Origin of the sequence: Candidatus Magnetaquicoccus inordinatus, from assembly GCF_004217665.1 — a bacterium.
GTDB lineage: Bacteria > Pseudomonadota > Magnetococcia > Magnetococcales > Magnetaquicoccaceae > Magnetaquicoccus > Magnetaquicoccus inordinatus.
This window is the reverse complement of sequence record NZ_RXIU01000020.1, coordinates 1-26,020: the sequence shown is the minus strand read 5'-3', so window position 1 is coordinate 26,020 and position 26,020 is coordinate 1. Positions and strand designations below refer to the sequence as shown.

General features: G+C 54.6%; 11 protein-coding genes and 1 pseudogene. 6 read left to right on the top strand and 6 right to left on the bottom strand.

The window, feature by feature from the left end; genetic code table 11:
- Nucleotides 1-41 precede the first annotated feature (41 nt).
- On the bottom strand, nt 42-11,813 hold the full coding sequence (locus EJP87_RS03300; RefSeq protein WP_193771107.1) for a putative Ig domain-containing protein: 11,772 nt from the start codon (nt 11,811-11,813) through the stop codon (nt 42-44).
- A gap of 430 nt (nt 11,814-12,243) precedes the next feature.
- On the opposite strand from EJP87_RS03300, the gene nifA reads away from it, so the two are divergent.
- From nifA to EJP87_RS03270, 6 genes and pseudogenes are all read left to right on the top strand, one after another.
- Nucleotides 12,244-13,851 carry a nif-specific transcriptional activator NifA gene (gene nifA / locus EJP87_RS03295; protein WP_227657428.1) on the top strand — a complete coding sequence of 536 codons (1,608 nt, stop codon included), beginning with the start codon at nt 12,244-12,246 and terminating at the stop codon, nt 13,849-13,851.
- A gap of 272 nt (nt 13,852-14,123) precedes the next feature.
- Nucleotides 14,124-15,578, top strand: coding sequence for a class I SAM-dependent DNA methyltransferase (locus tag EJP87_RS03290; protein WP_130470441.1), 1,455 nt, complete (start codon nt 14,124-14,126; stop codon nt 15,576-15,578).
- Complete coding sequence (locus tag EJP87_RS03285; RefSeq protein ID WP_130470440.1) at nt 15,575-16,717, top strand: restriction endonuclease subunit S; 1,143 nt, start codon at nt 15,575-15,577, stop codon at nt 16,715-16,717. The genes EJP87_RS03290 and EJP87_RS03285 overlap by 4 nt, the downstream gene beginning before the upstream one ends.
- A 9-nt stretch (nt 16,718-16,726) precedes the next feature.
- Complete coding sequence (locus EJP87_RS03280) at nt 16,727-17,689, top strand: virulence RhuM family protein/type II toxin-antitoxin system death-on-curing family toxin (RefSeq protein ID WP_130470439.1); 963 nt, start codon at nt 16,727-16,729, stop codon at nt 17,687-17,689.
- A 1-nt stretch (nt 17,690) separates the two neighbouring features.
- Nucleotides 17,691-20,090, top strand: a pseudogene (hsdR, locus tag EJP87_RS03275) (EcoAI/FtnUII family type I restriction enzme subunit R).
- Nucleotides 20,091-20,171: 81 nt separating this feature from the next.
- A complete protein-coding gene (locus EJP87_RS03270) occupies nt 20,172-20,942 on the top strand; it encodes a class I SAM-dependent methyltransferase (RefSeq protein WP_130470438.1) in 771 nt (256 codons plus the stop codon).
- Between the two features lie 115 nt (nt 20,943-21,057).
- On the opposite strand, the gene EJP87_RS03265 is transcribed toward EJP87_RS03270, so the two are convergent.
- From EJP87_RS03265 to EJP87_RS03245, 5 genes are all read right to left on the bottom strand, one after another.
- Nucleotides 21,058-21,642, bottom strand: coding sequence for a NifB/NifX family molybdenum-iron cluster-binding protein (locus tag EJP87_RS03265; RefSeq protein ID WP_193771106.1), 585 nt, complete (start codon nt 21,640-21,642; stop codon nt 21,058-21,060).
- 295 nt (nt 21,643-21,937) lie between these two features.
- Nucleotides 21,938-22,150, bottom strand: coding sequence for a putative nitrogen fixation protein NifT (gene nifT, locus EJP87_RS03260; RefSeq protein WP_130470436.1), 213 nt, complete (start codon nt 22,148-22,150; stop codon nt 21,938-21,940).
- 9 nt (nt 22,151-22,159) lie between these two features.
- A complete protein-coding gene (nifK, locus tag EJP87_RS03255; RefSeq protein ID WP_130470435.1) occupies nt 22,160-23,731 on the bottom strand; it encodes a nitrogenase molybdenum-iron protein subunit beta in 1,572 nt (523 codons plus the stop codon).
- A gap of 93 nt (nt 23,732-23,824) precedes the next feature.
- Complete coding sequence (nifD, locus tag EJP87_RS03250) at nt 23,825-25,273, bottom strand: nitrogenase molybdenum-iron protein alpha chain (RefSeq protein ID WP_130470434.1); 1,449 nt, start codon at nt 25,271-25,273, stop codon at nt 23,825-23,827.
- A 22-nt stretch (nt 25,274-25,295) separates the two neighbouring features.
- Nucleotides 25,296-26,020, bottom strand: a 725-nt coding sequence (locus EJP87_RS03245; RefSeq protein WP_130470433.1) for a hypothetical protein, incomplete at its 5' end; no start/stop codon positions are given.

Below are 26,020 nucleotides of genomic sequence, written 5' to 3'. Positions count from 1 at the left end.
AGCAGTACGAATTGGCGCATGGTTGACAGCGCTCACCTGAATCAGAAAACTGCCTGCATCTGAGTGCAACCCTCCCTATCAAAACGCAGCCAAGTGGGCAACTGGTTGCCATTCAACTGCAGCGCTTCATAGCGCAACTGATCGCCGCTATCGCTGTCGCTAAAGGTGTTGGCAGCAAACTGATAGGAAAAAGTCTGGCCTCGGCTGGCTTGCAGATTGAGATTGCTCAAAGAGTTGCTCAGTTGTGGCGCACTGTTGCTGCTGATTGCCTGCAAAAGAAAGGTGTCTGCAACAAAAGCGCCGCTTTGATCCTGGGCTTTGACCACAATTTCCCAACTGCCGCTGCTGCTCGGCAGGGCGCTGAAGGTCAGCGAGCGACTGTCAAACTGCAACCAGGAGGGCAAGGCATCACCATTGCTTAAGCGCGCACTCACCTGCAAAGTATCGCCAAAACCGCTGTCGGGATCGGCAAAGAGTGTGCTCGGCAGCGCATAGATAAAGGATTTGCCCACAGTCGCCAACGGTGCATCGGCAATGCTCCCCTGCAACAGCGGCGCATCATTGCTGTTGCTTACCTGAATCTGCAAAGTGGCAAAGGCCGACTCGCCGCTGGGATCCTGAACCTGCAGTTTAATGGAATACTCTCCCACATCGCCATTGCCCAAGCTGCGACTGCTGCGTAAGGTGCGGCTTGCCGCATCAAACTGCAACCAATGGGGCAGAGCCACAGCAGTGGCGCTGCTGATGGACCACTGCAACGGATCACCATCCCCATCGCTGAAGAGAGCATTCGGCAAGGCAAGCTGCAGCGTCGCTCCCTGTTGCACCGTCACTGTCGGCGGCAAGGCATCCAAAGTGGGGGCATGGTTTAGATGATTGACCTGCAGGATAAACTGTTTGCTGGCAAACAAGCCGCCCTCGTCGGTGGCCTTGACCAGTAGGTTGTATTGATCTACTGCCGGGGCACCGCTAAAGGTGAGACTCAAGGGATCAAACGACAGCCCCACACTGCTGAGAGACGCACCATTGGCCAAGGTGGCGCTATAGGTCAAACTGTCGCCACTATTGGGATCGCTGAAGGTGGCAGAGTCCAACTTGAACAGCCAATTGCTGCCCTCGGTCAGAGTTTGTGTGGCAATCTGCTGATTGACAAATGGCGCCTTGTTCAGCGGCAGTACGGTCAGGTTGAATGAGTCGGCCACCGATAACCCTGCCTTGTCGGTGGCGATAATTTTGAGAGGTGTCGTCCCTACAGCCGCACCATTGGGGGTGCCGCTCAACATACGTGTGCTGTTATCGAAACTCAGCCAAGCGGGTAAAGCGCCACCATTTAGCCCATTGACCACCTGCAGACGCAACTGATCACCGGCATCCGCATCACTGAACAAACCAGCCGGAAGGGTAAACTGAAACGCTGATTCCTCCACAGCCTGCGGCACGCTGCCCACATCAACAGCAGTACGAATTGGCGCATGGTTGACAGCGCTCACCTGAATCAGAAAACTGCCTGCATCTGAGTGCAACCCTCCCTGATCTTGCGCCGACAGAGTCACCTGATAGCTGCCCAAATCGCCTTCACCCGGTCGCCCGGAAAAGGAGGCGGTATCGGCATCAAAGCGCAGCCAAGAGACTGGCTGGCTACTGCCCTGTTTGACGATGCTGCTCTGATAGCTCAAACTGCTGCCAGCATCGGCATCGGTGAACAGATCGCTGGCCAGCCGATAGGTAAAGAGAGAGTCAACAGTGGCCGTTTGTGGCAGCAGCTTGTCGGCATGCAACTGCGGGGCATGATTGACCGGATTGACCACCAGGGTAAAACTGTCGGCAACCGTCGCGGCAGAGCTGTCGCTGGCGGTAATTTTGATGACAAAGCTGCCTGCCGTAGCGCTGCCTGGGGTGCCCAGCAAGCTGTTGCTGGCCGCATCAAAGCGCAACCAGGCGGGCAAAGCCCCTCCCTGCAACAGGCTTGCGGAAAAGAGCAAGCTATCGTTGTTGGCATCATAAAAGTGGGCGGTGGGCAGCTTATAGCTAAAGGGGCTGCCTTCACTGAGGATGGGAGCATTCCAGGCCACAGTCGCATTGACGGTGGGTGCATGGTTGGGCGCCTTGACCGTGAGATCAAAATAGTCGCTGGTGGAGAGAGAGTTGTTGCTATCGAGGGCGCTGATTCGCAAATGATGGCTGCCCACCCGGTTGGGTATACCGGTAATGGTGGCGGTCGCCGCATCAAAGGTCAGGCCAATTGTGCTTAAACTGCTGCCATCGGTCAACGCGGCAGAAAGAGTCATTTGATCGCCTGGATCGACGGTAAAGCTGTTTTTATCCAGGTTGATGCGCAGTGCCTCGCCCAGCAGAAAGCTTTGATTGGCCAACTGCTCGGCTATGGGCAGGTGCAACTGCGGGGCATGGGGTAGGCGCTGCACATCCAGCGTAAAGCTGTCGCTGACCTTGACCCCTACGTTATCCGTGACACTCACCTTGATGGTCACCGCTCCCACATCGGCAGCAGTGGGGGTGCCACTAAAGGTGCGCGTATCGGCATCAAAATGGAGCCAACTGGCCGAACGATTGCCCTCTCCTCCGACCACAGAGCTGGAATAGCTATAGGTCAGGGTGTCGCCAAGATCGCTATCGGTAAAGGTGTTGGCAGCCAATTGCCAACGAAAAGCAGTTCCCTCCTTGGCAACCGGGATGTTTTGCTGGCTGATGCCCAGATTGAGAACAGGGGCATGGTTGTCGGCGTTGACCTTCAGCTCAAAGAGCGCCGCCACTGCAGCTCCCTCCTTGTCGCTGGCGGTAACCCGCAGCAAAGTCGTGCCGGTAGCGGTCGGTGTGCCGGAAAAGGTACCGGTATCGGCATCAAAATGGAGCCACTCCGGCAGAGCTTGCGTCCCATCAGCCCGCGAGATGCTAAAGCTTAAACGATCACCATAGGCAAAATCGGGGTCGCTGAAGGCGTTGGCGGGCAACTGATAAAAGAAGGATTTATCCTTGGTCACAGTTTGATTGCTGAGTGATCCCGCTTGATAGGTCGGAGCATCGTTGCGATTCAACACGGTAAAGTCGATCACCTCACTCACCACCGTTTTGCCCGTTTTGGCGGTCAGCAACAGCGACAGAGTGCCCACATCCTCATTGCCCGGAGTGCCGGAAAAAAGGCCAGTATCCTTGTCGAGCGAGAGCCAAAACTTGTTCGGCAAGGCACTGCCATCCAGACGACTCAGCCGCCACTCTTTTACCTCGCGTGACAGACCAAACAGCGCCGGGATCGCCTGATACGAGAGGTTGCTGTTTTGCATCACCATGGGGTTGAAAGGATCATAGGAGTGCAGAGGATCCTGGCTGGTGGCAAAGATACCAGCACCATCGCTGCCCAAACCGGAGAGCGTGCCCAAAAAGTGGCGCCAGGCGCTTTCCGCCGAAACCAAACCACCACTCTTGCCTACAGCGGTGAGATAACTGCCAGCAGCATTGGCAAAAGCGCTGCCCGAAAGGTTAAAATTGAGGGAGCGATCGGCGGAAGCACTCAAAATCTGATTGCTGATGCTGATGCCATCCTCGGCAATACCGTTGTCATCGAGCGTTTGCAACAGGCGCAGCATGTTGGTGATGCCATTGAGATTGTTGCTGCCGGCCAAATGCACCGGCGTGATCACCGAACCGGCCTGGGCAGTGCCCAAAGCGATACCACCGATAGAGAAGGAGACCCTATCGGTCGGCGCATCATAAAGAAAAGCGCCCTCGCTGTTGGTCACGCCGCTATGGGTCAATACTCCCTGCGCATTCCTGGTCACATAGCTGATATTGACCACCTTGCTGTCCAAAAACAGCCCCTCCTGGGTATCGGCCACTTCCAGGCGGAAGGTGTCGGCAGCCTTGCTGCCCGCTTGATCGGTCACCTGCAGACTGATGGTGAGCGATTGTGCGTCATTTCCTGGGGTTACGGTAAAGAGTTGGCTTGTGGCATCAAAAGTCAACCAGGTAGGCAAAGCCGAGCCATCAACCTGTTTGGCCTCCCAGCTCAACCGATCACCATAGGGGGTATCGGCATCGGCAAAGCTGCTCTCATCGATACGAAAACTGCTTGTGGTGCCACGCACCACTCCCTGATTGTGCAAAGAGTGGAGCAACAGTGGTGCATCATTGCTATTGCTGACGTTAATATGAAACAGGGTGGCGCTACTGGCACCCAAAGGATCGCTGGCCAACAGTTTGAGCTCCCAGACCCCCACATCCGCATTGCCGGGCAAGCCACTCAAGGTGCGGGTATCGCTATCAAAATGCAGCCAGGATTGATTGGACAAGGGCGAACCATCAGCCTGCGTCAGGGTATAACGCAGAGCCGCCCCCTCTGGATCGCCAAACAGGCTGTTGCTGAATTGATAACGGAAAGGAGTCGCTTGACTGGCCTGCAGATCCGCCAGGGTGTCGTTGCGCACTGGCGCCAGGTTGGGATCAACCACCTGGATGGTAAAGAGATCGGCACGACTGCTGTTCTGGCTGTCGGTGGCAAGCAGTTTGATATTGACTGTTTGATCGCTGCTGCCTGCCGTACCGGTAAAGGTGGCGGTCTCAGCATCAAAGTGCAGCCAGTCGGGAAGATTGTCGGCGCGCAACGTCAACAGATCACCGGCATCGGGATCGATAAAGGTATCGGTCGCCAAGGCCAGACGAAACAGTTGGCCACTAGTGGCTCGCAACCCCTGCTCCCCTGCCTGGGTGGCCACAGAATGGCGCAGCAGAGGTGCATCATTAATATTGTTAATCTGCAGCTCAAAGCTGTCGCTGACCGCAACCTTGGCCGCAGGATTGCCGTTGCCGCTATCGGTCGCCGTCACCTTGATGGTTATACTGCCCACATCATCATGCAACTGCCCGTTGTACAGGCCATTCTGCGGCGTACCATAAAAGGTGCGGGTCACGGGATCAAAATGCAGCCAGAAGCTCGAATTCGGATCGGCAAGATCCAAACCATTCAACAACTTGGCAGTGAGCGTCAGACTCTCCCCTTCATCCTGATCCTGGAAGGTGGCCAAAGGAATTTGCCAACTGAAAGGCTTCTCCTCATCCACGGAGAGATTGGCCAAATGGCTGGCCACTGTGGGCTGATGGTTGGGCGGCACTATCTGAATGGTCAGATTATCGGCAATGCTGGCCTGTTGGCTGTCACTGACCGTCACCCGCAAATCCAGGAGGCCCATCGTGGTCGGTGTACCACTCAATTGCCGAGTGACGGGATCAAAAACCAGCCAGGAGGGGAGCGCTCCCCCACCGCTCAAGCTGACATTCCAGCTCAAGGTGTCGCCAAACAGGGCATCGGCATCCAGAAAATGTTCAGCCGGAATCTGGTAACGAAACAGACTCCCCTGATTGACCAGCAACGGCGTAAAACTCTCCTGCGGATTGATGGTCGGGGCATCATTGCTGTTCTTGACGGTGAGGGTAAAACGATCACTGGCCTGCCCGCCACGCGGATCGGTGGCCACCGCCAACAGCTCCAGAGAGGCGCCGCTGTGGTCGGCATGGATGTTCATCCCCTGCCAATCGCTGTTACCGGGTCGGCCGAGCAGCGTGCCGGTCTCGGCATCAAAATGCAGCCAAGAGGGCAAGGGGCTGCCATCAGCACGGGTCACACTCAGTTGCAACCGATCGCCATCACTGTCGGCAAACGCTCCCTGGGGGATACGATAGAACAACAGTTGGTTTTGCACGATGCTTTGATCGCCGATTGCCGCCAGATCCACCGTTGGCGCATGATTGGCAGGCAGAGCCCGCAACACAAACATCTGGCTGACCGTGGCAGCGCCATCACTGGCTGTCAACTTGACCGCCATCTCCGAACTGCTCTGGCTGGCCGTACCCTGCACAGTCAGATTACCGGCACTGTCGGCAGTGAGAGTCAATCCCCCATTACCCCCTCCGGCCACACTCAGCGTATGGCTGAGACTATCCCCCAGGTCGGGATCGGCAAAGAGTCTTCCCAGGGAGAGCGTAAAAGCGCTTCCGCTTTCCACCACCTGCTCAGCAGCCTGGACAACAATGACAGGTACATCGTTGACATTATCCACCTGCAGTTGGGTTGTCAGCCGCACACTATCCCCCGCCTTGTCGGTCGCCCACAAGGTGATATCCCACGTGCCGACCTGCGCATTGCCCGGCAGAGCGAGCAAGGTTTTTGAGCTGGGATCAAAACGCAACCAACTGCCAACTGCCGAAAGATCTGTACCATCCTTGAGGGTGGCGGAAACAGTCAATTGATCGCCATAAGCCAGATCGGCATCCTGGAAAAGATCCTGCGGCAGCTTGTAATAGAAGCTCTGCCCTTGCACGGCATGGTTGGCCAAGGTCAGGGGACCAGATACGGTCGGCGCATGGTTAAGGGTCAAGGTAAAGAGATCGCTGGCACTCAAACTGCCATCGCTGACCGTCACCTTCACCGCCAGGGTACGTCCGGTCGTGCTGTCCCACTCAGCCGGAGCGCTACCACTCAAAAGGCGTGTGCCACTGTCAAAGGATAACCAGACAGGCAGAGCGCTGCCATCGGCCAGTGTGGCACTCCAGGTTAAAGGATCGCCATCCGGATCGGTAAACAGATCGCTCTCCAGCGTCCACGCCAGCCCCTGTCCCAGGGTGACAGAGTGATTGGGCAAACTTGTGCCCACCTGCCGATAGGGAGCATCGTTGCGGTTTTGCACCTGAAGCAGAAAGCTGTCCTCAACAAAAGCACCCTGACGGTCCGTGGCAGTCAGGACAATATTGAAGCTGCTGCCGCTACGTGCCACATCGCTGTTGCGCGGCACCCCCAGAAAGGTATGCGCCTGAGAGTCAAATTGCAGCCAACTGGGCAGTGCATCGCCATTGGCCAAACGGGCACTCCAGGTCAGTTGCTCGCCCAGATCGGAATCGCTGAAGGTGTCGGCCTGCACGCTAAAGGTAAAGGGCTGATCCTGCTGGGCGCTACGCCCATTCAGTTGTGCAGAGAGCTCTTTGCCGCTGTTCAATTGCGGGGCATGATTGGGATTTTGGATGTTCAAGGCAAAAAGATCAGAAACCTTCGCCCCCAAGGCATCACTGGCGGTCACCTTGATGGTATAGATCCCCTTGTCGGCATCATTGAGCAGGGGATGGTTTTCAGCATAAAAGCTGCCCGCCTGGGTCATTTTTAACCAGGAGGGGAGGCTGCCACCCACAGCCGCAAAGCTGTAGGTCAAGGCATCGCCATAGGCGAGATCGGGATCATTGAAGGCGGAGGCCACCGAAAAACCGCCAAAAGCCGAACCGATTATCGCAGTGCGCGCACTGAGACTCTGCAACAGTTGCGGCGCATCATTCACATTGGCCACCGTCACCGTAAAATCATTGCTCTCGACTGGGGCGCCATACCAGTCGGTTGCACGCACCCGGAGGGTCAGGCTGCCCACATTGCTGTTGCCTGGCGTACCCAAAAAGGTATGGGTATCGGCATCAAAATGCAGCCAGGAGGGCAGTGCGCCAAGCAATCCTTGGCCATCGACGCGCCAGGCTTGATAGCGCAATCGATCATTGGGCAGATCCAGATCAGCAAAGCTGGCCTGCGGCACTTCATACATGAACAGTGCCCCCTGCAACGCCTCTTTGTCGGCAATGCTGGCAGCAAGCTGTGGCGCATGGTTGGGCGGAGTCACCAACAGCAGAAAACGATCTTCTGCCTGCAATCCACCGAGATCGCTGGCAATGATTTTTAAGCCCAACAGAGTGCCTGTATCGGCCTCAGTCGGCGTTCCATAGAGAAAGGCTCCTGCCGGATCGTTTACCGAAGCGACATGGAGCCAGGAGGGCAAGGGCGAGCCATCCTGCAAAGTGACAGAAAAGCTTAACCTATCATTGTGGTCCACATCCTGAAAATCTGCCAACACCTCGGCCCAGGAGATGCTAAAGGTAGGGGTGGTGGCGCTCTCGCCACTGGCGCGAGGCGAGGCCAAGCGACTGGTCAACCCCTCGCCTACCACGCTCGGGGCATCGTTCAGGTTGTTGACGGTTATGGCAAAATTGTCGGCGGTGGCCAGACCGGAAAGAGAATCGGTAGCGATTATCTTGATCTGCCAACTGCCCACATCGTCATTTTCCGGGAGACCACTCAAGGTGCGGGTCAAAGGATCAAAATGGAGCCAAAGATCGCCACCGCTGACAGCAATCTCTCGCCCATTTGCCGAGCCATCCATTAGCCGGGCAGAATAGCTCAACACAGAGCCACTGCTGGCCGCACGAAAGCTCTCGGCAGGAAGTTGCCACAGAAGATTGTGCGCTTGCAACAACTGTTGATCGGCAACAGGTGTCAGCAAAAGCGGGGCTGCGCTGGGAGCAAGCACATCGATAGTAAAGCTGCCGCTGACCGAGAGGCGGTTTTGCCCATTGACTCCTTGATCGGTCGCCGTCACCTCGATGGAGAGAGTACCCAAATCGCTGCGTCCAGGCAGCCCTGAGAAGATTCCGCTGCTGCTGTCAAAGGAGAGCCAGGCCGGCAGCTCCGCACCAGAGGATAGATGGGCAGCAAAGGTGAGCTGATCGCCCCAACGGCTGTCTGGATCAACAGCGGGCAGAAGCCATTGCAAAATCTTGCCCTGGGTGGCACTGATGTTGCTCAAGGGGGTGCTCCAATAGGGAGCATCATTGCTGTTGTGGACGGTGAGATAAAAGGAGGCAGAGGCACTCCCTCCGGCCAGATCGGTTGCGGTAACCGTGATCGGCAGATTATCTACAATATCCTCATTGCGCGGTGTGCCGGTAAAGATTCTGTTTTGCGCATCAAAATGCAGCCACTCCGGCAGGCTGGAGCTGCTATAGCGCAGTTGATCCCAACTGTCACTATCGACAAAGCTGTCGCTGGGCAGGGTATAGTGCAACGACTCCCCCTGATTGAGCTGTTGGGCCGACAGTGCTGTCTGTGCCTGGGGAGGTGAGCCGACCGCAAGAGTAAAGGCAGCAGCAGTGACCGACGCGAGGCCGTCAGAGGCGGTCACCACAATGGAGAGCTCTCCGGCCTGCGCCGCGGTGGCCAGCAATTTGCCGTCTGCGCTCACACTCAACCAATCCGGCAAGGGGCTCTCATCGGCCAACATGGCGGAAAAACTTAAAACATCCTGATCCAAATCGCTGAAGGCAGAGGCCAGGGAGAGCAGGAATGGCTGCCCAGCCAACTGAAAACGGTTATTTAAGCCACTGCTCTGCGGGGCATGATTGACATGCTGGACATGCAGTTGAAAACTCTCCTCCACGCTGGCCGCATAACTGTCGCTGGCGGTGACCGTGATCAACAGATCGCCATCGGCACTGCCAGGGGTACCATAAAACTGCCGGGTCAGGGGATTAAAGTGCAGCCAGGTGGGGTCGGGCTGCTGGCTGTCGATGGGGGTTGCCCGATACTGCAAATGCAGGCTGCTGTCCCAGGAGTCGGGATCACTGAAAGCGTCGGCTGGCAAGGTGTAGAGGAGTGCTTCATGCTGGTTGACTGTCTGGTTATCCAGCGCCTGTTCTGCTGTGGGCGGGGTGTTGACGGTCAAACGAAAATCGCTGCTGGTATGGGCCCCATAACGGTCGGTGGCAGTCAGCCGAAGCATATATTGCTCGGCATTGCCCAAGGCAGTGCTGCTGAAGGTACGGCTGTCGGCATCAAAATGGATATAATCCGGCAAAGGCGAGCCATCGGCGAGCGTGGCGCTGTAGGTAAGCTGGTCAATCGCTTTGCCAGCCACAGAAAGAGCCAGATCGGGGTCGCTGAAAGCATCGGCACGCCATTGCCAGGTTGCCCCTTTGTTGACCGCCTGTTCTGTCAAGGTGGCCGCAATGGGCGCATCGTTGACATTATCCACCATCAACAGATAGTTGACCGATTGCGTACTGAGTGGGCTCTCTGCCAAAGCGGCGCTGATGGTGATCACTACCAGACCCACATCGATATTACCGGGGGTGCCACTGATGGTCAGTTTTTGCGGATCAAAGTGCAACCAGGCCGGGCTCTCCTCTCCCTGGCTCATGTGCACCGAATAGAGCAGGGAGCTCCCTTCCGTCCCTTTGAAAAGAGCAGCAAGGGAGAGCGAAAAGGAGTTGCCCTGGGCGGTAAAGAGAAAGCTGGCAGTCTGCACCGATACCTGATCGAGTGACTCCAGGGCGGTCAGCGTCTGCTGATAATGTTGCCAAGCCTTCTCCTCGGCCACCAGTTGTCCCTCACTGGCCGCCGTAGACTCCTTGAGCAACTGCACCAGGGCGCTATTGCCCTCAATCTGTTGTTCAAACTCGCTTACCGAACGGCTCAGATCCAGCTTTTCCGTGCCCAAAGCCGCCTTCATCGACTCCTCACTGATTTGGATGCTGATGCCGTTGCCGGGATCGCCATCGCTATCAAGGGTTTGCAGCAATCGAATCATGTTGGTGGCGACATTATAGCGCACCTCTTCCGAGGCAGAGGCCGCTTCCGCCAGCAGCGTTGGGGTGACAATCGGCAAGCCGCTCTTGCTGCTGCGCATATTGGCCGAACCGATGACAATGCCACCGATGGAAAAGGTGACCGTCTCCCCCTCTTTGAAAGAAAAGCCGCCATTGGCATCGGTGATACCGCTCAAGGTGGCGGTTTGATAACGGATGCCTGCCACCGCACTATCGAGAAAAACACCGTGCGAGGTGTTAAGTTTGGGAGCTGGCAAGGGGGGCAGTTGTGCCGTCAACTGGCGCAAGTCATGCACCAGCTCTACCCTCTCCGCCTGCGTCATCTTCTCCAGATCCAAACCCAGGGTGGTTTTGATGGCACTGCTCAAGGGGCTCTCTTTATAGCTCTCCAACAGCGATTGCATCATCACCGTTTCATGCGCCGCCTCGCTGCTTTGGTTGCTCTGGTTTTCGGGCTGGTGACCCGGCAGAGTGACAGGCAACAGCGATTTCAGACGATCCAAAAAGGTTTGTGAAGCGGTAAAGACCGGTGCAGGGCCACCATCGAGAGTGACAATCGTGGCCGTACCGGGTTGCAACAGAGTCACCGTGCCCTGGCCATTCTTGTCGGAGACATCAATCACCCCACCCTGATGCAGCAGATCGGTCTTTCCATCATCAGCCACGTTGCCTTGCAGGGCGCTCCCCCGCACACCAATTTGTGCCGTTGGGGTTTTAATCAGGGTATGGCGACCGCCATGCTGTTTGGCCAGATTGCCACTGCTATAGGCAAAAGCCCCCTTCATCACCGTTGCCCCAAACTCACCCTGGGCCGCGTCAGGATTATAGAGAAATTTATTGATGATCACCCGGGCATTGACCCCCACCTGAAACAGGGTGCCATCGACAAACTGCAATTGCACCTGTCCCCCCTCGGCGGTACGCAACTCCTCCCCTTCAAAAAGGGAATCCCCCTCTTTCAGGGTGCGACTCTCACCTCCCTGAGAGCGCGCTGTGGCCGCACCCGTGAGGCTTTTGACCTTGCCGATGGCCGCTTCTGGCGCCTTGGCGGCATCGCTGGCCACCAGCCCATCGGCTGCAGCCACCAACAGACCATTGGCCGAGAGCGGCAACAGCAAAGCCACGCTCTCCGGCAAGAGAAAGGCCCCATTTTCCGCAGTGATAATCGGCAGGCTCTGTTGCTGAAAATAGTCCAGCACCCGAATCAGACCACCTTGCGGAGAGTCAATCAGCAGATCGTTGCCCGCCCGGGTAAACTCTCCCTCCAGGAAATAGGCCGCCTGTGGCAGCAACACCGCTCCATCCACAACAGAGACACACTGCTCACCCCCACTTTCCGGCAATTGTGCCGCAACAGATGAGTGGGTGTGGGGAGAGGGTTTGATGGACATTCTCATTCACCTTGGCAACAGAGATTAACGAACGCTGATTACTTTTATCCCGCGTGGTCCGCGAGTTTAGTCTACACGACGGCATCGCTTCTATTCAATCACTATTTCCTTTTTTCCCAAAATAGAGCAGCGGCCTACCAGCAAGATGCCACTGCCTGAATAGAGCAGCGGCATACCAGCAAGATGCCACTGCCTAAAATAAAGGCACGCCCAAAATGAGGGCGCCCTTTATTTGCGCAGTCAGCATATTTATACAGCATGCTCTCAGCTCATTCCCCGGCAATTGCCTAAATATTTTGTGCAGCATACTTTTCTATCCATATTACTCTCGACTGTTTTTGCGCAATCGCAAATATTTCTGCGGCCAGCAGCTCTTCTGGCATACATTATGCGCAGTCAGCAGCGAGCCCTTTATACAGCGCGAGGCACCATGATGAATCTGCTGGACAACACAAGTGATGAAAGTACACTTGCCTGGGATGAAAGGGCTGCCGCTCTGCACTTGGCAGCTCTGTTTCAGATCAGCCGCATTCTGCAACACTCGTATGATCTGCAAAAAACTCTGCAAGGGGTTGTGGAGGCCCTGGCACAAGCGGCACAGATGAACCCGGCTGTGGTCACTCTGGTCAATGAAGAGAGTGGCGCCCTGTTTATCAACGCTGTACATCCTGCTGGTCGGCACGAACAGGTGGACACCCTCTGTTATCGCTCTGGCGAGGGGGTATTGGGTACCGTTTTAATGGCCGGTAAAACGGTTTTGGTGGCACGAGCCAAAGATGAACCCCGTCTGCTCAACCGCTTGGGGCTGTTGGATCGGGATTCACCCTTTATCGGAGTTCCCATCCGCATCGGCAAAGAGGAGTTGATCGGTGTATTGGCGGCACAACCACGCCTGCAAAATGGTACTGACATTCTCTATCATGCCCGATTTTTGGAGATGGTGGCACAACTGTTGGTACAGTGCATTGTGCGTGCCCGCAAGCTTCTGGCCGAAAAACAGGATCTGGTTACCCAGCGCGATCAATTGCTGCGCCAGATGCGCTGTCGCTATGGTTTTGAAAATATCATAGGGCGCACCGCCTCCATGCAATCGGTGTTTGAAATGGTCCGACTGGTGGCCAAATGGAACACTACCGTGCTGTTGCGTGGCGAATCGGGCACTGGCAAGGAGTTGATTGCCCATGCCATTCATTACAACTCGCCACGCGCCAAACGTCCTTTTGTACGTTTGAACTGTGCCGCTTTGCCAGACAATCTGTTGGAGTCGGAGCTGTTTGGCCATGAACGGGGCGCCTTTACCGGGGCGGTCAACGCCCGAAAAGGACGTTTTGAACTGGCACACCATGGCACTCTTTTTCTGGATGAGCTGGGAGAGATCTCCCCCAATTTTCAGGCCAAACTGCTGCGTGTCCTGCAGGAGGGTGAGTTTGAACGGGTAGGCGGAGAAAACTCCATCCGCGTGGATGTACGGATCATTGCCGCCACCAACCGCAATCTGGAGGAGGCGGTAGCGCGCGGCAGTTTTCGTCAGGATCTCTATTATCGTCTCAATGTTTTGACCATCGAACTGCCTGCTTTGCGTGCGCGCAAAGAGGATATTCCCGATCTGGCCCGTTTTCAGTTGGCCAAAATTTCCAAACGTCAGGGCCGACGCCTGGTGATGACCGAAGCGGCCATCCGCATGTTGATGCTGCATGATTGGCCGGGCAATGTACGCGAGTTGGAAAACTGTCTGGAGCGGGCTGCGGTGCTCTGTCATGATGGGGTGATTCGAGGCGAGGCGATAGAGAGTGGTCTGGCCACGGCCATGCACCTGGGCAAGGGAGAAGCACTCCTGACAGCACCACTCGCGTTGGAGCGGGAGCTGTTGCAGGAGAGTGAGCTCCCCGACACAGAAGCTTCGGAAAGGGAGCGGATCGAGGCAGCCTTGCGCCAGGCAGGCTGGGTCAAGGCCAAAGCCGCCCGCCTCCTCGGCATGACCCCCCGGCAGATCGGCTATCGGATCAAGCTCTATGGGATCGAGGTGCGAGAGTTATGAGGGGTTGAGCAGCAGAGGAAACACTCTCTAAAGGTTGCACTGGGTGTGCAACAGCTCGGATACCCACCCAATTGCCTGGATTCTCTGCTGGCCCCGTAGAGCTCTCCTGCCGCGCAGCACGACGGGCAGCGGATGGCCCAATGCCCGTGGAAGCGAGAGAAAATGCTGGCAAACAAGACACTATAATGTTTTGACAAACTCTATTCATACCTGCTAAGAAAAACAGTCTGGTTGCAGTCTGTCAATCCTCTTTGCCTGTGGTAAACTCATAGATGTTTGAACAAGCATTCAAAAATATTGATGATATTCTCCGCAAGGAGGCCGGATGTACCACCGAGCTTGATTATACCGAGCAATCTTCGTGGTTATTGTTTTTGAAATATCTGGATAATCTGGAACAGGACAAGGCCGTGGAGGCGGCGTTGGAAGGGCGGAGGTATACCTTTATCCTGGATCCTCCCTATCGTTGGGAGAGTTGGGCCGCACCCAAGGATAAAGAGGGCAAACTTGACCATGACAAGGCACTGACTGGCGATGATTTGTGTGATTTTGTCGATCGCACTCTTTTCCCCTATCTGCATGGTTTCAAACTGAAGGCCAGCGGACCGAACACCATTGCCTACAAAATTGGTGAAATCTTTGGTGAGATCAAAAACAAAATCCGCAGTGGTTATATTTTGCGGGATGTGATCGACCAGATCGACACGTTACGCTTTCGCTCGCAAGCCGAAAAGCACGAACTCTCCTATCTGTATGAAGCCAAGATCAAGAACATGGGCAACGCCGGGCGCAACGGTGGTGAATATTATACGCCGCGTCCGTTGATTCGTGCCATTGTGCAGGTGGTCGCGCCCAAAATTGGGGAGCGCATCTATGATGGCGCGGTGGGTTCGGCGGGATTTTTGTGTGAAGCCTTTGTCTATCTGCGCCAAAAACCCAATCTGACCGCCAGTGATCTCAAAACGTTGCAGGAGCGCACCTTTTATGGCAAGGAAAAAAAATCCCTTGCCTATGTCATTGCCATCATGAACATGATTCTGCATGGCATCGAAGCCCCCAACATCATCCACACCAACACCCTGAGCGAAAACCTTGCCGACATTCAGGAGAGAGAGCGCCATGATGTGATCCTGGCCAATCCCCCCTTTGGCGGCAAGGAGCGTGCCGAGGTCCAGCAGAATTTTCCCATTCGCACGGGAGAGACCGCCTTTTTATTCCTACAACACTTTATCAAGATGCTCAAGGCGGGTGGTCGGGCAGGTGTGGTGATCAAGAATACTTTTTTGTCCAACACCGACAACGCCTCTGTCTCCCTGCGCAAACTGCTCTTGGAAAGCTGCAACCTGCATACTATCCTTGATTGTCCTGGTGGTACTTTTCAGGGGGCGGGGGTCAAGACGGTGGTGCTGTTTTTCGAGAAAGGTGCTCCCACCCGCACCATCTGGTATTATCAACTTGACCCAGGCCGCAATCTGGGCAAGACCAATGCCCTCAACGATGATGATCTGGCGGAATTTATCACCCTGCAAAAAACCAAGGCCGATTCGCCGAAAAGCTGGAGCGTGGCTGCCAAAAGCATCAACCCCGACACCTTCGATTTGTCAGTAAGAAATCCTAACAACAACGAGACGGTCATTCATCGCTCCCCACAGGAGATTATGGACGAAATCGCAGCGTTGGATGCGGAGAGTGCAGAGGTGTTGGCGAAGATCAGGGGGTTGCTATGAAGAGCGAATGGCAAACTAAGAGTTTAGCAGACGTTTGCCAGTTTTCAAATGGACTTTGGAAGGGGGAAAATCCACCCTTTGTGCATATTGGTGTGATTCGTAACACCAATTTCACTAAAGAGGGTGTCCTGGATGATTCTGATATCGCTTATCTTGATGTGGAAGAGAAGAAATTTGAAAAACGCCGTCTCCAATTTGGTGATATCATTCTGGAAAAATCAGGTGGTGGACCAAAGCAACCAGTAGGACGGGTTGTTTTGTTCGACAAAACTGAGGGTGATTTCTCGTTTAGTAATTTCACTACTGCAATACGGGTCTCTGATCCTAATGATCTGTATTTCCGATTCCTTCATAAATTTTTGCATTGGACTTATCTCTCTGGTGTCACAGAGGGGATGCAGAGCCACTCCACAGGTATTCGGAATTTGAATGGTGATGCCTATAAGTCCATAAAAATCTCATTCCCTTTGGTTTCCGAACAACAACGCATCGTCGCCATCCTCGACAAAGCCTTTGACGGTATTGCCACCGCCAAAGCCAACACCGAGAAAAACCTCCAGAACGCCCACGCTATTTTTGAAAGCCATTTACATGGCTTTAACGCACCGAGGGTTCCTCTTGGAATGTTGGTAAAAATCACTACTGGTAAATTGGATGCAAATGCGGCTATTGAGGGAGGAAAATATCCTTTTTTTACCTGTTCGAGAGATGTTTATGCAATAGATAGCTATGCTTTCGATTGTGAGGCCATTCTCTTGGCTGGAAACAATGCTATAGGTGACTTCAATGTCAAGCACTATAATGGAAAATTTAACGCTTATCAGCGCACTTATATAATAACTGTGAATGAGCAAAAGCGTGCCCTGTGTCGATTTATATATTTCCAACTACTGAAAAGCTTGAAACAATTTAAAGATCAGTCCGTTGGTGTGGGTACAAAGTTTCTGAAGATCGGAATGATCCAACGGCTAGAGATTGCATTGCCAACAAGCATTTCTGAACAAGAGCATATTGTTTCAATCATGGATGCCGTTCGCACCGAAACCCAACGCCTCGAAACTCTTTACCAACAAAAACTCATCCTCCTCGACGAACTCAAAAAATCCCTACTCCACCAAGCCTTCAGCGGTCAGCTATAAGGATGCGTCATGGACGAAATCTCCATCTACCAAACAGAAAATGGTGTTGTTGAAGTCCGATTGGCAAAAGAGACAGTCTGGCTCTCTCAGGAGCAGATTGGGCAGTTGTTTGGGCGTGAGCGTTCGGTAATAACAAAACATTTGCGTAATATTTTTACTGAGGAAGAGCTGGTTGAAGAAAGCAATGTGCAATTTTTGCACATTGCTGGTTCAGATAAACCGATCAAAATTTATAACCTCGATGTCATTATTTCCGTGGGCTATCGGGTCAACTCGCTGCGGGCTACCCGTTTTCGGCAGTGGGCCACCCGTATCTTGCGGGCGCATCTGACCCAAGGCTATACCCTGGACCGTCAACGCCTGGAGGCCAACGCCAGCGAACTGGAAGCCGCGCTGCAACTGGTGAAAAAGGCAGCACAGAGTACGGAACTCATGGTTGATACCGGACGCGGTTTGCTGAATATCGTGACCCGCTACGCGCAGACTTTTTTGCTGCTGCAACGCTATGACGAAGGGCTGTTAAGTGAACCACCAGAGCAGCGCGGCGGTATTCTGCCCACCTTGGCCCAAGCCCGCACTGCCTTGGCACAGCTCAAGGCCGATCTGCTGACTCGTGGCGAGGCATCGAATCTGTTCGCTTTGGAACGCGGCGAGAGTTTTGCCGCCCTGCTGGGTAATCTGCAGCAAAGCGTGTTTGGGCAACCAGCCTATCCCAGCGTGGAGACCAAAGCGGCCCATCTGCTCTATTTTGTCATCAAAAACCATCCTTTTGCCGATGGCAATAAACGCAGTGCTGCCTTTTTGTTTGTGGATTTTTTGCATACCAATGGGCGGTTGCTGGATGCCGAGGGTATTCCGGTGATCAACGACATTGGTTTGGCAGCACTGGCCTTGTTGGTGGCCGAGTCCGACCCGGCACACAAAGAGACCATGATCCGCCTGATCATGAATATGCTGGCGCGAGGAAACTGAGATGAACGAAGCCGAAACCCGTGCCGAATATATTGATCCCGCCCTGGCCGCCGCAGGCTGGGGCGTGGTTGCGGAAAGTCGCATTCGTCGGGAATATCCGATCACCCAGGGCCGTATCGAAAATCATGGCAAGCGCGGAAAATCCCTCCAGGCCGACTATGTACTGGAGTATCGCAACACCAAACTTGCGGTAGTCGAGGCCAAACCGTGGGACGCCCCCTTAACCGAAGGAGTAGGACAAGCCAAGGAGTATGCAGACAAGCTGGCCATTCGTTTTACCTATGCCAGCAATGGTCAGGCTATTTATGGCATTGATATGCACAGCGGAAAAGAAGGAGAACTGGCAGATTATCCCACACCGGATGAGCTGTGGGACCGCACTTTTGCCGTGCCAAACATCTGGCGCAACCGCTTTGCCAAAGTGCCTTTTGAGGACAAGGGAGGCCATTTTCAGGGGCGCTATTATCAGGATATTGCCATTGAGCGAGTCTTGGAAGCGGTCGCCAACCATCAGAAGCGCATCTTGCTGACTCTGGCTACCGGTACGGGAAAAACCTTTATCGCCTTCCAGATTGCCTGGAAACTGTTTCACTCCCGTTGGAATCTGATCGATTGGCAAACTGAAGGCGAGCCGAGTCGGCGTCCGCGCATTCTCTTCCTGGCCGACCGCAACATCCTGGCCGATCAAGCCTATAACGCCTTTTCCGCCTTCCCGGAAGATGCCATGGTGCGCATCGAACCCGACGACATTCGCAAGCGCGGGCGAGTACCAACCAATGGCAGCCTTTTTTTCACCATCTTTCAGACCTTCATGAGCGGACCTCCCCGCAATGGCCAGCCATCCCCCTGTTTTGGTGACTATCCAGCCCATTTTTTTGATTTCATAGTGATTGATGAGTGTCACCGGGGCGGTGCCAATGATGAGGGCAACTGGCGCGCCATCCTTGAATATTTTTCACCAGCCGTACAACTGGGGCTGACCGCCACCCCCAAACGCCGGGACAATGTCGATACCTACGACTATTTTGGAGACCCGGTCTTCACCTATTCCCTCAGAGAGGGGATCAATGACGGCTATCTCACCCCCTTTCGTGTCAAACTGATTGCCACCACCATTGACGAATATCTCTATACCCCTGATGACTTTGTCATCGAAGGGGAAATTCAAGTCGGCAAATGCTACAAGGAAAGCGACTTCAACAAGATTATTGAAATCAAGGAACGGGAGCAGAAGAGGGTTGAGATTATTATGGCGCAGATCAATCAGCGAGAAAAGACGTTGGTTTTTTGTGCCACCCAGCTACATGCCTTGGCCATACGCGACCTTGTCAACCAAATAGAGAGCAGCACCGATACCAACTATTGCCAGCGGGTAACGGCCAATGACGGGCAGTTGGGGGAACAACATCTCAGGGATTTCCAGGACAACGAGAAGTCGATTCCCACAATTTTAACCACCTCGCACAAACTTTCGACCGGTGTGGATGCCCGCAATGTGCGCAATATTGTACTGTTGCGTCCGATCCGTTCCATGATCGAATTCAAGCAGATCATCGGACGAGGTACGCGGCTTTATGATGGCAAAGAGTATTTTACCATCTATGATTTTGTGGAAGCGCACCACCATTTCAACGACCCGGCATGGGATGGTGATCCATTGGAACCGGAAGCCTGTCCGAGGTGCGGCGGCTATCCCTGCCAGTGCGCAAAACCGCAACCACAACCTTGTTCGCGCTGTGGCCAACGACCATGCCAGTGCGTCAGAGAACCGTGCCAGAGCTGTGGTTACCTACCTTGCATCTGCGTGAAAATGGTAAAGATCAAACTGGCCGATGGCAAGGCCCGTACTATTCAACACATGATGGCAACACGCTTTTGGCATCCCGACGGCACCCCCATGTCGGCACAGCAGTTCATGGAGTCGCTTTTCGGCACCTTGCCAGAATTTTTCAAGAATGAAGCCGAACTGCGTTCATTGTGGAGTACGCCAGATACCCGCAGAAAGCTGTTGCAAGGTCTGGCAGAAAAGGGGTTCGGCAAGGATCAACTGGCCGAAATGCAGAAGATCATTGAGGCAGAACAGAGTGATCTGTTTGACGTTTTAGCCCATGTAGCCTATGCACTGCCCCCTCTGACCCGCGCATAGCGTGCGGCCAAAGCGAAAGCAATCATCAGCAGACACTTTAACAATAAACAACAGCTCTTTCTTGACTTTGTACTCTCCCAATACATTCTCGTTGGCGTGGAGGAGTTGGATCAGGAAAAATTGACCCCGCTGTTGCGCCTCAAATATCACGATTCCCTTGCTGATGCTGTGGCCGATCTTGGCCAAGCTGAGGAGCTCAAGAAAATGTTCTCGGGCTTTCAGAGCTTTCTGTATCAGGAGTTGGCTGCTGCTTGATGAGAGGGTATGATAACGTCGACCGTCGCGTCAGCAACAAGCACGGCCCTTCCCCTCCACAACCGCCAGGAGAGCAACCCCATGTCCGCCAACCATGATCCGGCATGCCAACCCGCACGCAATTGGTTTGACCAGGGAGGCCAGAACTATGCCCGCTTTCGGCCCAGCTATCCCGCAGAAATCGCTGCCTCTCTCGCCGCCTTGGCACCAGACAACCAGATGGCCGTGGATGTGGGCTGTGGCAATGGCCAGTTGACACGCCTTTTGGCCCCCTATTTTCAGCAGGTGATCGGTCTGGATCCCAGCGTCGAACAGATCAACAATGCTCTCCCTGAAAAAGGAGTTCTCTATCAATGTGCCCCGGCAGAACAACTGCCCCTGGCCGAACAGAGTGTCAGCCTGCTCACCGCTGCCCAGGCAGCCCATTGGTTTGACCTGCCCCTCTTCTGGAAAGAGGTGCACAGAGTCGCCCGCCCGGGAGCTATTGTGGCTTTGCTCAGTTATGGCATCCTCACGCTGGAACCGGCACTCCATCCGCGCTTCCAACATTTTTATGACACAGAGCTGGGCCCCTACTGGCCGCCAGAGCGAGCGCTGGTAGAGAGCGGCTATGCCACCATCGCTTTTCCCTTTGCCGAACTGACACCCCCTGCTCTCTCCATCCGGGTCGAGTGGCAACTGGCTGAGTTTTTGGGCTATATTTTTACCTGGTCTGCGGTGCGTCGGGCCAGAGAGGCAGGCAAAGAGGAGATCCCTGTGCGCTTTGCCAAGGAGATGACGCAAGCCTGGGGCGATGGCAATACCCGGCATACCCTGGTCTGGCCCATCAACATGCGCCTGGGCAGAGTGTAGCGATCTTGCTTACAGAGAGGCGTGTTCACCACAAACAGCGGGCATAAAACCACAAGCAGAGAGAGAGCCTCTACCAGCACCCCCACGCTGCTTGTGGCCAAAACACTCCAGAGACTTATTGCGCGGGCGCAGACATCCGTTTCTGGCAGGCTCCACCCCTGCTCGGCTGCTGGCACCCTCTGCCCAGGATGTGCTGGTGCTCACCCCTGCCCTGCTGGCACTCTCTGCCCATGGTCGGCTGCTGCTGTTCTTCCCTGTTCTGCTGACACTGCTCCCCCTGACTCTGCTGGAGCTGTAGAGACAGCGTTTGCTGACACTGCTCCCCCAATTTAAGCGCCAGCCAGCGCGGGGGAGCGGTGGCCAGACGTTTTTGCAGACTCTGCAACAAACCATCCAGTTGGGTGCCTGCCGGCATCTTCAAGGGCAAAATCCCGGCCCGACTGACCCGCGCTGCTGCCGGACCACCAATCTGTGCCATGCAGGCCAAACTGCTGCCTTGCAACAGAGCAAGACGTTTTTCCAACTCGCCTTTGCCTTCAAAGGTCAGTGTGGCGGCATAGTGCAGCTCGTGCACGCCCACATCATACAAAAAATAGTGCCGACAGGTAGCAAAATGGCCATCTATCGCCACCCCGGAATCACTGGCACACACCACCCGAATGGTGCCAGGAACGGGAGTGGGGGGAAGCTTGTTGGGCATGTGACACTCTCCCAGTTTGCAAAAAAATGGTGGTGGATGACACTGCATGCAGGCTGCCGAAAGAGGCTGGCCTCAGAGCTTGTGAAAAAAGCAAAACCGTAGCGAGAGCGTTGCCAAACTGGCCCCGCAAGGCGCGAAATGTGCTCCAGGGGTGAGCGTGGTTGTTCCACGCGACCCCCTGGAGCAGGTTTTGCAACGTGGCGCGGCCTGAATTGGCGGCGTTCGCAGTAGGGTTTGATTTTTTCACAAGCTCTCAGCTCTCCGACAGCCGACACAGTGCTTTGCAAGCAAACTCTTACACCTTGTTGGCACGCAAGGTCACCGGTAACACCGGACGACTCCCGCGCGGTTCGATAAAAAAGCGTTCACCATTGGCCAAAGAGAGGGTGCCACCCCAGCGATCCTCAGCATCATGTTCCACAGAGAGCACCGCTGCCTCCAAATCCCGTTTGGCCACATAACAGAGCAGCGCTCCTGCAGCGTTACGGCGCAAGATCAACTCCGGCATCGTCCTCTCCTAGCGGATCAAATCAAAGTTATAGTCGGTTTCGCCCATGATGGATGTCTCTTGATCCAGGCGCGCCAAAATCTCATTGACCAGTGTGGTCAACAGATACATCGCCCCCTCATAGCCCAACGTAGCATTGCGATGCAGATGATGGCGGTCAAAAATGGGAAAGCCAATGCGGATCAAAGGCACCTCATACTCCTTGCCCTTGTGCAAGGTATCCCGCTGCAACTCCTTGCCATAGGAGTTGCCAATGAGAAAATCCGGCTTTTTCTCAAAGAGCAACGAACGCAGATGCCATAGATCACGGCCAAAATGGATCTCTGCCTCTTTGCCAAAGGGTGAGGCACTCAACAGTTGCTCCATACCCTTGGCCCAGCGTTTGGTCGCATTATGACTCAACAGATGCAACGGCTCCGCACCCAACTCCAGCAAAAAGCGGGTCATCCCCATGACAAAGTCGGGATCCCCAAAGATGGAAAAACGGCGCCCATGCAGCCAGGAGTGGGAATCGGCTATCATATCCACCAGACGCCCGCGCTCCAGCTCCAAAGAGGGCGGAATCGGCTTGCCAGTCAGTTGGGCAACCGCCATCAAAAAGCGATCAGTAGCCGCCAGGCCATAAGGAGCATCAACCGGGGTCACTGCATGGTTCCAGCTCTCTTTCAGATATTTTTTGCTCTTGTCCAGACTCCAGGATTGCAGCAACAGCGTGTCAATAGCATTGGGGGCATCCTTGATCTCGGCCTGGGTGGTCCCGCCCGCATACATGCGATATTTGCCATCCGCAGGGGTATCCAAAACCATTTCTGGATCGGAGAGCAGCGTATAGGCTACCCCCATCTCACGCAGCATCCGCTTGATCACCCGATAGTTGCCCAGATAGGTCTCAAAGCCCAACACCACATTGAGCTTGCCATTACTGCCCGGCTCCTTGTCGGCCATTTCGTTGAGAGTAAAATAGCGCAGCACCCCCTCCAGCATATTATCCCAACCGGTCAGATGGCTGCCGATAAAGCTCGGGGTATGGGCAAAGGGGGTGGGAAACTCTTCGGGAATGCGCCCCTCCTTTTTGGCATTGTTGATGAAGGCGTTCAAATCATCACCGATCACCTCGGCCATGCAGGTGCTGGAGACGGCAATCATCTCAGGATCATAGAGAGCCTTGGCATTTTCCAGACCGGCAAAAAGATTTTTTTGCCCGCCAAAGACTGCGGCATCTTCGGTCATCGAGTCGGAGACACAGGCCACCGGCTCTTTGAAGTGGCGATTAAAATAGGTGCGAAAATAGGCCGTACACCCTTGGCTGCCATGCACGTAGGGCAAGGTCTTTTGAAAGCCCAAGGCACACAATACCGCCCCCAATGGTTGACAGGCTTTGGCCGGGTTGACCGTCAACGCCTCACGGCTAAAATTGAGCGCTTTATATTCCGGAGTGGTGCTCCAGTGAAAAGTGGTGTCCACATCTTCCGGGGAATAGCGATTTTCAAACTGTTCTGCCTTGTTGCGCAGCAAAGAGCGATATTCAGCCTCCTGGAAGAGAGGATAACAGGGAATAATCTGTTCCATCGTTTGTGACATGTTTCTCTCCTTATGTGCCGCCCATCCGCGGTCACTCTGGGCCACATGAAAGTGAATTGGTTGCCCACCATTGCGTTCAAAACAACGCAAACGCTAGCAGGTGCTGTTTTGCCAAGGGGGCTTCATCATTTTCCAACAGGGATTATTGAGAGTCATATCCATATCGCGGGCAAAAATGGCATAGCCATCATAGCCGTGATAGGGGCCGGAATAGTCCCAGGAGTGCATTTGCCGGAAAGGGATCCCCATCTTTTGAAAGAGATATTTCTCCTTGATCCCTGAGCCGATCAGGTCGGGACGAATTTTTTCCACAAACTGTTCCAGCTCATAGGCGCTGGCATCATCATAAATCAGGGTGGTCTGTTTGAGATCTTCGACAGTCCGTTCATAGTCATCGCCATGCCCAAACTCATAACCGGTACCCACCACCTCCATACCCAGATCCTCATAGGCTCCGATCACATGGCGCGGACGCAAGCCACCCACATAGAGCATCACCCGTTTGCCCTGCAGACGAGGACGATATTTGGCGGTGATGGCGTCGCTCAGATCCTGATATTTGGCAATCACCCGTTCCGCTCCCTCCTGAATGGTGGCATCAAAACGGCTGGCAATTTTGCGCAAGGATTCGGCTATTTTGCTGGGACCAAAAAAGTTGTATTCCAGCCAGGGAATGCCATATTTGACCTCCATATGCCGGGAGATATAGTTCATGGAGCGGTAACAGTGCACCAGATTGAGTTTGACTTTGCTGGTTCGTTCCAGCTCGGCCAAGGTGCCATCACCCGACCACTGCGCCACCACCCGCAAGCCCATCTCTTCCAAAAGAATGCGCGACGACCAGGCATCGCCGCCAATGTTATAGTCGCCAATAATGGCCACATCATATTTGCCGCAATCGATGGCCGGTGAACTGGCCTCCCGGTCCAGAATATAATCGCGAATGGTATCGTTGGCGATATGATGGCCAAGAGATTGCGACACCCCTCGAAAACCTTCACAACGCACCGGCACAATCGGTTTTTGCAGGAGCGCGCTCTGCTCTTTGGCAACCGCTTCAATATCATCGCCAATCAAGCCCACCGGGCACTCCGATTGAATGGAGATGCCACGGTTCAAGGGAAACAGGGTGTTGATCTCGCCCAGCAGCTTGGCCAGCTTTTTGTCGCCGCCAAACACCACATCTTTTTCTTGAAAATCGGAGGTAAAATTCATGGTGCCAAAGGCGTTGATGCCGGTATGACCGATATAATAGTTGCGGCGACCGGCACGGGAATATTGACCGCAGCCGACCGGACCATGGGAGAGATGAATCATATCCTTGATCGGTCCCCATACCACCCCTTTGGATCCGGCATAGGCACAACCACGCACCGTCATCACCCCCGGCTGCGATTTACGATTGGCGGTGACACAACTGCCAGCAGACTCCTCTCCGGGGCTGCTGACCGCCAGATGCTCTGCCCGCTCTTTACCCGCTTCGGCGGGATAGACCGAGAGCACCTCCTGAATCAGGGATTCAGCTTTTTCACGTGTAAGCATCTCTTTTCTCCTGGATAGGTGCTCAGACACAAACAGCAGCCAGAGCTGCCTCTTCGGCGGCAGAGCGGCCCACAATGGACTCATCCGCTTCATCCAAAATACCAAACTCCATCAACAGCTCTTCCAACTCATCCATGGTCAGCGGCGTCGGAACAACCAGTTTTTTGTTTTCGATAATTTTGCGTGCCAGGGCACGATATTCATCAGCCTGCTTGGCGGTGGGATCATATTCGATCACGGTCATGCGGCGAATCTCTGCCCGTTGCACCGTATTGTCGCGGGGCACAAAATGGATCATCTGGGTGCCCAGACGCCGGGCCAAAGCTTCAATCAAATCGGCCTCACGATCGGTATTGCGCGAGTTGCAGATCAATCCGGCCAGACGCACACCACCAGAACGGGCATATTTGACAATTCCCTTGGCAATATTGTTGGCCGCATACATGGCCATCATCTCGCCGGAGACCACAATATAGATCTCTTGGGCTTTGCCCTCGCGAATGGGCATGGCAAACCCACCACAGACCACATCGCCCAACACATCGTAAAAGACAAAATCCAACTCCTCTTCGTAGGCCCCCTCCTCTTCAAGAAAGTTAATCGCGGTGATCACGCCCCTTCCGGCACAACCGACACCCGGTTCCGGGCCACCAGACTCGACGCAGCGCACGAGCGCTTTATATTCCGGAGTGGTGCTCCAGTGAAAAGTGGTGTCCACATCTTCCGGGGAATAGCGATTTTCAAACT

What these genes read in the sequence shown, in the direction of transcription:
- nifD (WP_130470434.1), bottom strand. Translation starts at nt 25,273, where the DNA reads ATGCTTACACGTGAAAAAGCTGAATCCCTGATTCAGGAGGTGCTCTCG.
- EJP87_RS03300 (WP_193771107.1), bottom strand. Translation starts at nt 11,813, where the DNA reads ATGTCCATCAAACCCTCTCCCCACACCCACTCATCTGTTGCGGCACAA.
- nifT (WP_130470436.1), bottom strand. Translation starts at nt 22,150, where the DNA reads ATGCCGGAGTTGATCTTGCGCCGTAACGCTGCAGGAGCGCTGCTCTGT.
- EJP87_RS03265 (WP_193771106.1), bottom strand. Translation starts at nt 21,642, where the DNA reads ATGCCCAACAAGCTTCCCCCCACTCCCGTTCCTGGCACCATTCGGGTG.
- EJP87_RS03285 (WP_130470440.1), top strand. Translation starts at nt 15,575, where the DNA reads ATGAAGAGCGAATGGCAAACTAAGAGTTTAGCAGACGTTTGCCAGTTT.
- EJP87_RS03270 (WP_130470438.1), top strand. Translation starts at nt 20,172, where the DNA reads ATGTCCGCCAACCATGATCCGGCATGCCAACCCGCACGCAATTGGTTT.
- nifK (WP_130470435.1), bottom strand. Translation starts at nt 23,731, where the DNA reads ATGTCACAAACGATGGAACAGATTATTCCCTGTTATCCTCTCTTCCAG.
- nifA (WP_227657428.1), top strand. Translation starts at nt 12,244, where the DNA reads ATGATGAATCTGCTGGACAACACAAGTGATGAAAGTACACTTGCCTGG.
- EJP87_RS03290 (WP_130470441.1), top strand. Translation starts at nt 14,124, where the DNA reads ATGTTTGAACAAGCATTCAAAAATATTGATGATATTCTCCGCAAGGAG.
- EJP87_RS03280 (WP_130470439.1), top strand. Translation starts at nt 16,727, where the DNA reads ATGGACGAAATCTCCATCTACCAAACAGAAAATGGTGTTGTTGAAGTC.